Raw genomic sequence first — 12,081 nt, forward strand, 5'->3', positions numbered from 1 at the left:
CTAATTTGACTATAACTGACTATTATTATACCAAAAATGTCAGCTCATGGGAAACTATACTCTCGAAAAGCTTTTTAAAGTTGTCATTAGAGAACATATAAGATACAATGAATAAGACTAAAATATTAGGTAACTTAAGGTGTTTGATTCAAATTTTCTATCCACTTTGACAGGCTGAGACCTATCTAATCCAACAAGTACTTTTTAGCACTTTCGCAGTAGTACTAGTCTTATCACTCTTGATAAAGCTCATCTCACTTTGAGTCTTATCTCTTATTTATTTCCCTATGAAAGGTTACTCATGAAATACATCATTGCACTCTTAATCTCTATGATTCCTTTAGTGGAGCTCCGTGGAGCTGTTCCTGTTGCTATCGCCTCAGGTATTCCTTGGTGGCAGGCCCTCATTCTTTGTGTCATTGGAAACATGATTCCAGTTCCAATTATTTTCTTCTTCGCCCGCCGTGTTCTCGAGTGGGGTGCTGACAAACCTCTTATCGGTGGCTTCTTTACCTGGTGTCTAAAAAAAGGTCATAGTGGGGGTCAAAAGCTTGAAAAAGCCGCTGGAGACAAAGGTGTCTTCTGGTCCCTTCTACTCTTTGTAGGAATTCCACTTCCAGGAACAGGAGCTTGGACTGGTACCCTCGCAGCATCTATCCTAGATTGGGACTTTAAGCGCAGTGTTCTAGCTGTTATGCTGGGGGTTATCCTTGCAGGTATCATCATGGGAACACTCTCTCTTCTACTTGGTGTAAATACCTTCGCTCATTAATTACTTTGTTAACGTCTGGGGCATGCTCAGATGTTTTTTAATAACAAAAAAAGAAGTTACGATTCATTTACGTAACTTCTTTCTTTTTATCTAGCAACTAGAATTAGTTGTTAAGTGCTGCTGCCATTGTAGCTGCAACTTCTGATTCAAAGTCGTTAGATGCTTTTTCGATACCTTCACCAACTTCAAAGCGAACGAATTCTACTACTGAAGCGTTTACTGATTCAAGGTAAGCTTCAACTGTTTTGCTGTCGTCCATGATGTAAACTTGAGCAAGAAGAGTGTACGCTTGGTCAACTTTAGTGTTGTCAAGCAAGAAGCGGTCCATTTTACCTGGGATGATTTTATCCCAGATTTTTTCTGGTTTACCTTCAGCAGTCAACTCAGCTTTGATATCTTCTTCAGCTTGAGCAAGAACAGCATCAGTCAATTGAGCTTTAGATCCATATTTAAGGTGTGGAAGAGCTGGTTTGTTAACCATTGCACGGCTTTCGTTATCTTGATCGATAGCGTGGTTAAGTTGTGCCAATTCATCTTTAACAAATTGTTCATCCAATTCAGTGTATGAAAGAACAGTTGGTTTCATCGCTGCGATGTGCATTGAGATTTGTTTTGCAAGAGCATCATCTCCACCCTCGATAACTGAAACAACACCGATACGTCCACCGTTGTGTTGGTAAGCTCCGAAGTGTTGTGCATCAGTTTTCTCAACAACTGCAAAACGACGGAATGAAATCTTTTCACCGATAGTAGCTGTAGCAGTTACATATGCAGCTTCAAGAGTTTCACCTGAAGGCATAGTCAATGCAAGTGCTTCTTCGTTGTTAGCTGGTTTACCTTCAGCAATCACTTTAGCTGTTTCGTTTACCAACTCAACGAATTGAGCGTTCTTCGCAACGAAGTCAGTTTCAGCGTTAACTTCAACAACTGCTGCAACGTTACCGTTAACGTAAACACCAGTCAAACCTTCAGCTGCAACACGGTCAGCTTTCTTAGCTGCTTTAGCCATACCTTTTTCGCGAAGCAATTCAATCGCTTTTTCGATATCGCCATCAACTTCAACTAATGCTTTTTTAGCGTCCATGACACCAGCACCAGATTTTTCGCGTAATTCCTTAACAAGTTTAGCTGTGATTTCTGCCATTTTGTTTTTCTCCAAATTTATTTTATAAAATTAAGGGGCTGGGCTGAGCCCCGCCCCTTAGGTATTTGTCGTATCTTTAGTGGGCATCATACCCTAACTAATCCTAAAGATTAGTTATTGTCACCTTCGACAACTTCAACGATTTCTTCAATTGAATCAGCTGCAGCTGCTTCTTGGAAATCTGCAGAAGCATCTTCCCCTTGGTTACCTTCGATGATAGCGTCAGCCATTTTTGAAGTGATCAATTTAACAGCACGGATAGCGTCATCGTTAGCTGGGATGATTACATCGATCTCATCTGGATCAGCGTTTGTATCAACCATTGCTACAACTGGGATACCAAGTTTTTTAGCTTCTTTAACAGCGATTTGTTCTTTGTGTGGGTCAACGATGTAGATTACATCTGGAATACGAGGCATATCTTCGATACCACCCAAGAATTTTTCAAGACGTGCACGTTGTTTGTTAAGAAGTGCAACTTCTTTCTTAGGAAGAACTTCGAAAGTTCCATCAGCTTCCATTTGTTTGATTTCTTTCAAACGAGCGATACGTTTTTGGATAGTATCCCAGTTTGTAAGAGTACCACCCAACCAACGGTGATTGATGTAGTATTGACCAGCACGAGTTGCTTCTTCAGCAACTGCTTCAGCAGCTTGTTTTTTAGTACCAACGAACAAGATTACTGCATCGTTAGCTGCTGCTTCACGAACGAATTCGTAAGCTGTGTCAGCCATTTTTACAGTTTGTTGCAAGTCGATAACGTGGATTCCGTTACGTTCTGTGAAGATGTATTTAGCCATCTTAGGATTCCAGCGACGAGTTTGGTGACCAAAGTGAACACCAGCCTCAAGAAGTTGTTTCATTGAAATTACTGCCATGAGTATTTCTCCTTAAAAAATTGTTTTTTCCTCTTCTAAGCTTTAGACTTGCAGTCCCACCTTGCGGCAACAAGACCACAATCGGCTTAAAATGAGTATTTGTCACTCTAGGTAACTATAGTAGTTTATCAAAAAAAGTGATATTTGACAAGCTATAAAATCAATAACCTCATTGGAAAAAACATGCTTTCATTAAAAAATAAAATCGTTTTCTTTAAGATTAATAAGTATTTTGTTTATAATTAGGCTTTCAAAAATAGAGGATGACATTATTTTGTCATTAGTCGGAAAAGAAATTATAGAATTTTCAGCACAAGCTTCTCAAAATGGGGAATTCATCACTGTAACAGATGAAAATATTAATTGTCCAGATATCGTTCAAGCTTTTAATATTATGGCTGTTTTGAACCTAAATATCACACATACTATGATTGAAGGTGGAATGTATTAGGGTAAAGTCAAAGCGAAAGGTATCTTGTCTGTTCCTACGGTTTATAAAGACCGAGAAGAATTTACATCTGGTCGTGCAAGCATTGAACAGCTTGTAGAAAAACTCGACGGCCCACTTGATGCTGATTCTTTCGCTGATAAAGGTGTCTATGATGTTTTGATTATTGGTGGTGGTCCTGCTGGAAACAGTGCTGCAATTTATGCTACCCGTAAAGGACTAAAAACTGGTCTTTTAGCAGAAACCTTTGGAGGACAAGTTATTGAGACAGTTGGTATTGAAAACATGATTGGTACGCTATATACAGAAGGTACTAAGTTAATGGACCAAGTTGAAGAGTATACTAAATCTTACGACGTTGATATCATCAAAAGTCAATTAGCTACTGGCATTGAAAAGAAAGAACTCATTGAAGTCACACTAGCTAACGGTGCCGTTCTACAGGCTAAAACTGCTATCCTAGCTCTCGGAGCCAAATGGCGTAATATCAACATTCCTGGCTAGGAAGAATTCCGCAACAAAGGTGTTACTTATTGCTCACACTGTGATGGTCCACTATTTGAAGAGAAAAATATTGCCGTTATCGGTGGTGGTAACTCAGGTTTGGAAGCGGCTTTAGATTTAGCCGGTATCACTAAACATGTTACGGTCTTAGAGTTCTTACCTGAATTAAAGTCAGATCAAGTCTTACAAGAACGAGCTGCTAAAACGGATAATCTAACCATTCTTAAGAACGTTGCAACAAAAAAATTCTGGGTCAAGATTATGTGACTGGTTTGAGATACGTTGAGCGTGATACAAATGAAGAAAAACATCTTAACCTTGAGGGTGTCTTTGTTCGAATTGGTCTTGTACCAAGTACTGCTTGGCTCAAAGACAGTGGTATTGAACTCAATGAACGCCAAGATATTATCGTTGATAAATTTGGTTCAACAAATATCTCTGGTATTTTTGCAGCAGGTGACTATACTGACAGCGCCTACAAACAAATCATTATTTCCATGGGGTCTAGTGCTACAAATGCTATCGGAGCCTTTGATTACTTGATTAGACAATAATCAAGACATACGTGTTAGTAATCTATATACAACAGTTATAATTAATACAAAGAAGTTGAATGTCTTTCAGTCTCTTTATGTTTCTTGTAGATGGACAGTTTGAACAATCAATCAGTCAATTTGATGAAAGAGGCTTGACGAATCTTTGTTTTTTCGATAGAATGGTATCTGTTATGGCGGTATAGCCAAGTGGTAAGGCACGGCTCTGCAAAAGCTTGATCGTCGGTTCAAATCCGTCTACCGCCTTCATAATATGAGGACACCTTAGGGTGTCTTTTTTCATTGTTGCATATAAAAATACCCGAAGCTAGAAAGCTCGGGTATTCATTATTCTTATTTAATCGCTTCAATCAAAGCTTCCGCTTGATTCTGAAGGCTTTCAAGAACTTCTTCTGTTGCTACGAATTTTCCATCTACCCAGGCTGTATCATTTACACGTGTCGCTGTAAAATCACCAACTACTTGGGTACGGATAAATGGTAACAATTCTTTGTAGGCATCAAAAAGTTGATTGTGACCACCATTAGCAACTGATGACACGGTTACAATCTTATCTTGAAGAGCTGATGGCCCTGAAGGATCTGATAGGTCAAGGGCGCGGCTTAGCCAGTCAAGCAAATTTTTCACTGGCCCAGGAATTGAGAAATTATAAACCGGTGAGAAAATCCAGATTGCATCTGCTGCCAAGACCTGTTCTCGAACTTCTGCCAAAACAGGAAGAACCGGACTTTCTAAATCCTGATTAAAAACAGGTACTTTACTATAGTCAAGATAAGAAACATTAGCTTTATCAGCTAGCATTTTCTCAGCTTCTTCTGCTAATTGGTGGTTAAATGATCCCTTACGAAGAGAACCAACGATAAATAGGATATTTTTCATGATAAATTTCCTTTGTATTTCTAACAATCATTTTTACTACTACATAGTAATATAATTGATTTTATTATAAATATAAAGAAATATGCTCAGACATTCTTAAATTTTTTCAGAAGCTCTACCAATTGTGACTGTTCGTCAGGAGACAAAACGGAAAAAGTCTCCTCAATCGCTCGCTGATGTGGGGGGATTGCTGCTTTGATAATACGGCGGCCCTCATCCGTCAAATCAATCTCAAAAGCACGCTTATCTGTTTGACAGGCTTTTCGTATCAACCAACCCTTTTTCTCCATGTTTTTAATGACGACAGTCATATTACCCGAGGTAGCAAGCATGCGATCAATTAATTCACCAATCTTCATACGCCCCTTGGCATTAAGCACATCCATAACCCCAAATTGAGTTGGTGTCAAATTAAATTCTTTGAAGGTCTCAGAAACCTTGGCATCGATGGTACGAAAAGCCTTACGCATAACAACCATACTTTTTACAGCTATGTTTTTATCTAAGTCACTCATTCCTAGTCCTTTCCAAATAGATGCTATTTTCACTACTCTACCACAGTTTTTCTAAAAGTGGTATATGGAAATGAAAAAATAAGAAAAAAGGCTCCTTAGATATCTAACCAATATCTCAGAACTCTTTCATTTCTAACTATTACGATTCCAAAAAAGGGCTAATAAGATAACAGCACCTAGTACCGAAGGAACGATAGCAGTATCTGCTAGCATCGGTCCCCAATTTCCAAAAAGAAGCTGACCAACAAAAGCACCTAACCATCCAACAAAGGTCTTACCAATACAGCCCATACGTTCACCCCTATTTGATATAGCAGAGGCAATAAGGCCAATTAGAAAACCAACTATCATACTTCCAATCATAAGAAATCCTCCACGATACTTAAATCACCCAATCCCCATTTCGGAAGATAGGCACACGACTACCATCTTGGCGGATACCATCAATATCCATTTGACTTGAACCAATCATAAAATCTACGTGTACATCAGAACGATTAAGACCAGCTGCTTTAAGCTCCTCTTCTGTCATGTCTGCTCCCCCCTCAACACTGGTAGCATAGGCTGCCCCAATAGCTAGATGGTTGGAGGCATTTTCATCAAAAAGGGTATTAAAGAAGGTAATACCAGACTGCGAAATAGGACTTGGATCTGCTACCAAGGCACATTCACCTAGAGCACGCGCCCCATTATTGTTGAAGACGAGATTCTTCATCACTTCGTCACCTTGGTCTGCTGTAATATCTACAATTTCACCATCTTTGAAGGTTACTTTGATTCCCTCAATAATATTACCATTATAACTTAGTGGTTTTGTACTTGAGACATAACCATCTGCACGCCGGAAATCAGGAGCTGTGAAGACTTCTTCTGTCGGCATATTCGGCAAGAAACCTTCACCTTGGGTATTGATAGCTCCTGCTGACTCCCAAACGTGGTTTTGCGGCAAACCAAGGGTCAAATCTGTTCCTGGTGCTGTGTAATGAAGGGCTGAGAATTGCGCCTCATTGAGTATACGTGCTTTAGCATCTAAACGGTCAGCATGTTCCTTCCAGGCATGTACAGGATCCTCTTCGTAAACACGACAGGTCTTGAAAATTTGGTCCCAAAGTAAATCTACAGCTTCCTCATCACTCGAAGCATCGGGAAAGACCTTCTTAGCCCATTCCTTACCAGCTGCAGCAGCTACAGTCCAACTAACCTTATTAGACTGAGTTGCCACCTGCATAGGTTTAAAGGCTACCCCAGTAGCCTTAGCATGAGCAGATAGACGTTCAGGAGCGACACCATTAAGGGCCCCCGGATCTGATGAACGAACACCTAAGCGACTTGCCTTTTTGGCCAACAAATATTCCATCTCAGCTTTTTTATAAGCAGGAACCTCTTCAATGCGGTCCATATCGGCATGTAAGAAGCGCTCGCGATTAATAATATCATCCGACCATTGAACAATTACCTCAGCTGCTCCTAAAGCATAGGCTTCTTTTACTAAAAGATGAGCTAGCTCTGCTTGCTCTACATCTATACTCAAGGCCACCGTATGACCAGGTTGTACATTAATCCCATTGGCAACCAATAATTTAGCATATTTTTCAAGATTTTCTTTAAAATGTGGTAAAACCATGATTAACTCCTTGAAACTATAATTTTCTATCAGTATACCATAAGACGAAGAAAAAAGTTTTCTATCAGCTTTGGCTTTTTATCATCACATACAGATACCTAAACAAAAAGAGAACGGAGACTGACTCCATTCTCTCAAAGTTGATGACAATTCACTTTAGCCATTAAAAGAAATCATCAAAAAGACTTAACTGATTATCTTCTGGCATATTTCCTAGAATGCCCATTTCATCCAATTTTTCAACCAAGGTTGATGATAGGCCTCCTCGTTTACGCAATTCTGTTTTGGAGAGAAATTCCCCTTCTTCACGTGCAGCAACTACTTGCTTCGCAACGTTTTCACCCAAACCTTCAAGTGCGATAAACGGAGGAATCAAGGTATCTCCTTCAATCAAAAATTCAGTCGCCTGACTCTTATAAAGATCTAACTGGCCAAAAGTAAAGCCACGTTCTAACATTTCATTGACAATTTCAAGCGTTGTAAACAAGTCATTTTCAACATTAGTCGCTTCATTTCGTTGGCGCTTCTCCTTAATATCTTCCATTCGAGTTTTAACAGCATTGAGCCCTGCAGACATCGTCTTAAGCTCAAATGCTTTGGCTCGAATCGAGAAGTAAGCACAATAGTAATAAATAGGATGGTGCACCTTGAAATAAGCTACACGAAGGGCCATCATAACGTAAGCAGCCGCATGGGCTTTAGGGAACATGTACTTGATTTTACCACAAGATTCAATATACCAGTCCGGAACATTATTTTCACGCATGGCTTGAATATAACCATTTCGCTCTTCTTCAGAAATTTTCAACCACATTCCCTTACGCACACGTTCCATAATGGTAAAGGCCATCTTAGGATCTAACCCTGCATGCATTAGGTATACCATGATATCATCACGACAACCGATAACTGTTTTCAAGGTGGCAATACCTTCCTTAATCAAATCTTGTGCATTACCCAACCACACATCTGTACCATGGGATAAACCAGATAACTGTAAGAGTTCTGCAAAGGTCGTCGGATGCGTCTCATCGACCATACCACGAACAAAGTTAGTCCCAAACTCAGGGATCCCCAACATTCCCGTTGAGGTCCCAATTTGTTCAGGTGTTACCCCTAAAATCTCAGTCCCTGAAAAAAGTTTCATCACATCCGGATCATCTGCTCGAATATCTTTTGGATCAATTCCTGATAGGTCCTGTAACTTACGAATCATAGTCGGATCATCATGCCCCAGAATATCTAGCTTCAACACGTTCTCATCGATATCGTGGAAGTTAAAGTGAGTTGTCTGCCAAGCAGCAGTTACATCATCAGCCGGATATTGAACAGGTGTAAAATCATAGACATCCATATAATTTGGAATAACAACGATACCACCTGGGTGCTGACCTGTATTTCGCTTAACCCCAGCAGCACCCATAGCCAAACGATCAACCTCAGCATCACGATAGAACTTATTGTAATCACGTTCGTAACCCTTGACAAAACCATAAGCTGTCCGATCTGCAACAGTACCTACCGTTCCAGCACGGAAGGCATATTGCTCTCCAAAAATATCACGTACATCCAAGTGAGCCGACGGCTGATCATCTCCTGAAAAGTTCAAATCAATATCAGGAACCTTATCCCCATCAAAACCGAGGAAGGTCTCGAAAGGAATATCCTGACCATCCTTTTTATACTCAGTTCCACATTCTGAACATTCCTTATCAGGCAAATCAAAACCAGAGCCATAAGAACCATCCGTGATAAACTCTGAGTGTTGACATTTAGGACATAAATAATGAGGTGGCATAGGATTTACCTCAGTAATTCCAATCATTGTTGCAACAAAACTAGAGCCAACAGACCCCCGAGAGCCAACCAGGTAGCCACGTTCATTTGAACGGTTTACCAGCATCTGTGATGCCAGATATATTACGGCAAATCCATTACCAAGAATTGAGGACAACTCTTTCTCAATCCGCAAGTCAATAATGTCAGGCAAAGGATTACCATAAAGCTCAAATGCTTTAGCATAAGTCATCTCTGCAACCTGTTCTTCTGCACGATCAATGAAAGGTGTGTACAAGTCTTTTTTGACAACCTCAACCTCTTCAATTTGGTCCGCCATAGCCTGCGTATTAGTTACAACAATTTTATAGGCTAAGTCTTTTCCTAAAAAGGCAAAGTCATCTAGCATCTCGTTAGTTGTCCTAAAATGAGCTTCAGGTAAGGGAGCAGGTTTCGCATTTTCTCCCTTACCAATTGGCCTATTAATCATGGCTCCTTGTCCCAAAGCACGAACAATGATTTCACGATAAATGGCATCTTCAGGATTGATATAATGTACATTTCCCGTAGCCAGCACAGGTTTGTCCAGACGATTAGCGACTTCAATCAAATCTCGAATCAGTTGTTCTATAGCCGCCTCATCCTTGATTAAATCCTTTGCAATCAAGGGAGCATAAATTGCCGGTGGCATAACTTCAATAAAGTCATAATATTTAGCAACTTCAACCGCCTTATCAATACCGTGAGATAGAAGCGTATCAAAAACCTCACCATCAGCACAAGCAGAACCTACAATAATTCCCTCACGATACTCATCTAAGACCGTACGAGGAATACGTGCTACTCCCTCAAAGTATGAGACATTTGATAAACTTACCAACTTAAAGATATTCTTCAAGCCAGTTTGATTCTGAACATATAGCGTTGCATGTTTGACACGAGACTTTTTATACGAATCTTCAGAAACCAACTCCGTGTTCAACTGTTCCAGATTAGTCAAACCGTGCTTATCAAACACATCTTTTATGAAGATAAACAACAGACGGCCCGTAGCTTCCGCATCATAATTGGCCATATGGTGGTGGTCCAACGCCACACCAAACCGCTTCGTCAAAGGACCCAAACCATGACGCTTATACTCAGGATAAAGATTTCGTGCAAATTCTAAAGTATCAATAACCGGTTGTGAAATTGTTGGTAACTGATGTCTTTCGTAATTGGCATTCATAAAACCAACGTCAAAGGTCGCATTATGAGCCACTAGCACAGTTCCTTGACAGAATTCTTGAAACTCCTGTAAAACTTGGACTAAAGGTTTAGCACCTTTTACATGATTATCAGTAATACCCGTCAACTCAGTAGTAAAAGCAGAAAGAGGATGCCCTGGGTCTATAAATTCATCAAATTGCTCAACGATATTACCTTTATGCATTTTTGATGCCGCAATCTGAATCAAATCATTATGAACAGCAGACAAGCCCGTTGTCTCAACGTCAAATACAACATAAGTTGCTTCTTTTAATTCCAAATTCTGGGAATTATAAACAATAGGAACTTTATCCTCAACAAGATTGGCTTCAAGACCAAAAATAGCCTTAATACCAGCTTTCTTAGCCCTATGATAGCCATGAGGAAAACTCTGAACATTAGCGTGATCAGTTATAGCAACAGCTGGATGCCCCCAAGAAGCAGCAGTATCAATAAGCTCTTCCACAGTTGGCATGGCATCCATAGTCGACATGTTAGTATGTGCATGAAATTCCACACGCTTTTGTCCCTCAGGCATCAAATCCTTGCGAGGTGTGTGCGAAATCTCTTTGATATCTTGTACATTCATTGTCAGACTATGAGTGAAAGGATTATTCTCGATACGACCACGAACCCTAACCCAGTTCCCCTTTTTTATCATATCGAACTTAGCGAGCTCATCACTATCTTTGACCCATCGTTGCATAACAAAACTAGAGGTATAATCAGTTACCTTGAAATTAATAATAATTCTACCAGTCTTAGTTTCACGTTGCTCTACATCAAAAATATATCCTTCAAAAACAACACGATTCTCTTCAGAATTAATATCAACCATTGGTGTTATTTCAGCCTTATCAAAACTAGCTTGACGTTGACTTTGTTTCTCAGCAAAATTTTGGGACGGTTCGCTCACGGGTTTCGGTGCTGGGACACTTTCAAGAATAGATTGAAGCGCTTGTCTTGCTTGAAACTCAGCTTGTTCTTGTAAAGAAACCTTATTTGTTTGGTAAGCCTCTTCAAAAGAAGATGAAGCTACCTTATCTTCGACAACAGAAATGGATACATCAGATAAACCAACTTGAGAAAGAGATTTAGATATCAAAGAAATAAATCTATCCTGTAAATTTTCCTTTATAATATGCTCTGGAGCCTTAACAAAAATACTATTATTCGAAATCTCAACGTCTAAATTTGAGAATAAAGAATAAATAGAAAAGTGAGACACTTTTAAACTATCTAAAGCATATGAAAAATAATTCCCAAGTAATGAATCATCGCAAGCAGTAGTAACTAAACGAATCTCAAAAAAAACTTTGGCACCTAAAGAATTAAAGGAAGAATGAAGTAAACTATCAAAAAGAGTAAAAGACTCATAAGACAGAACACTAGGAAAAGAAAAAACAAAAAACCACTGGCGCTTTGATTTAAATAGCTTTACTGTTTCGATAGAACCATCTTTAATTTCTTTAAAAGCATCGTGATCCTCAGGCAAACGAATTTGTTTTAAGAGAAGCTGAAATTTATTAAACATAAAAAATAAACTCCTATAGACAAAAAAACACTCCTGAAGGAGTGTAACATATACCGGCGGCCGGGGTCGAACCGGCACGTCCTTGCGGACACTGGATTTTGAGTCCAGCGCGTCTGCCAATTCCGCCACGCCGGCAAAGTATAACTGGGGTAGCTGGATTCGAACCAACGCATGAGGGAGTCAAAGTCCCTTGCCTTACCGCTTG

General features: G+C 39.7%; 8 protein-coding genes, 2 tRNA genes and 1 pseudogene. 3 read left to right on the top strand and 8 right to left on the bottom strand.

What is annotated here, in order from left to right; genetic code table 11:
• Positions 1-301 precede the first annotated feature (301 nt).
• Positions 302-772: a COG2426 family protein gene (locus ADF62_RS03245; protein ID WP_003098309.1), complete on the top strand. Its 471-nt coding sequence runs from the start codon at positions 302-304 to the stop codon at positions 770-772.
• Between the two features lie 103 nt (positions 773-875).
• On the opposite strand, the gene tsf is transcribed toward ADF62_RS03245, so the two are convergent.
• On the bottom strand, positions 876-1,916 hold the full coding sequence (gene tsf / locus ADF62_RS03250; protein WP_003092376.1) for a translation elongation factor Ts: 1,041 nt from the start codon (positions 1,914-1,916) through the stop codon (positions 876-878).
• Between the two features lie 110 nt (positions 1,917-2,026).
• Positions 2,027-2,794 carry a 30S ribosomal protein S2 gene (rpsB, locus tag ADF62_RS03255; protein WP_002886342.1) on the bottom strand — a complete coding sequence of 256 codons (768 nt, stop codon included), beginning with the start codon at positions 2,792-2,794 and terminating at the stop codon, positions 2,027-2,029.
• Between the two features lie 361 nt (positions 2,795-3,155).
• On the opposite strand from rpsB, the pseudogene ahpF reads away from it, so the two are divergent.
• Positions 3,156-4,300 (top strand): annotated as a pseudogene (ahpF, locus tag ADF62_RS03260) (alkyl hydroperoxide reductase subunit F); the annotation flags it as partial.
• 175 nt (positions 4,301-4,475) lie between these two features.
• A tRNA-Cys gene (locus ADF62_RS03270) sits at positions 4,476-4,546 on the top strand.
• An 87-nt stretch (positions 4,547-4,633) separates the two neighbouring features.
• Here ADF62_RS03270 and ADF62_RS03275 read toward each other — a convergent pair.
• The 6 genes from ADF62_RS03275 to ADF62_RS03300 form a co-directional block, all read right to left on the bottom strand.
• Complete coding sequence (locus ADF62_RS03275) at positions 4,634-5,179, bottom strand: NAD(P)H-dependent oxidoreductase (protein WP_003092301.1); 546 nt, start codon at positions 5,177-5,179, stop codon at positions 4,634-4,636.
• Positions 5,180-5,265: 86 nt separating this feature from the next.
• Positions 5,266-5,694 (bottom strand): MarR family winged helix-turn-helix transcriptional regulator, encoded by a 429-nt coding sequence (locus ADF62_RS03280; RefSeq protein WP_048788060.1) that lies wholly within the window; start codon positions 5,692-5,694, stop codon positions 5,266-5,268.
• Positions 5,695-5,826: 132 nt separating this feature from the next.
• Positions 5,827-6,057, bottom strand: a complete 231-nt coding sequence (locus tag ADF62_RS03285) for a GlsB/YeaQ/YmgE family stress response membrane protein (RefSeq protein WP_002889604.1) — start codon at positions 6,055-6,057, stop codon at positions 5,827-5,829.
• Between the two features lie 19 nt (positions 6,058-6,076).
• Entirely contained in the window at positions 6,077-7,318 is a 1,242-nt protein-coding gene (locus tag ADF62_RS03290) for an aminopeptidase (RefSeq protein WP_048788061.1), read from the bottom strand.
• Between the two features lie 163 nt (positions 7,319-7,481).
• The gene (locus tag ADF62_RS03295; RefSeq protein WP_048788062.1) at positions 7,482-11,876 is read right to left on the bottom strand and encodes a PolC-type DNA polymerase III; all 4,395 of its coding nucleotides are present in this window, start codon (positions 11,874-11,876) and stop codon (positions 7,482-7,484) included.
• Between the two features lie 51 nt (positions 11,877-11,927).
• Positions 11,928-12,011, bottom strand: a tRNA-Leu gene (locus ADF62_RS03300).
• Positions 12,012-12,081: the final 70 nt, after the last annotated feature.

Origin of the sequence: Streptococcus sp. 1004_SSPC (assembly GCF_001069025.1) — a bacterium.
Lineage (GTDB): Bacteria > Bacillota > Bacilli > Lactobacillales > Streptococcaceae > Streptococcus > Streptococcus vestibularis.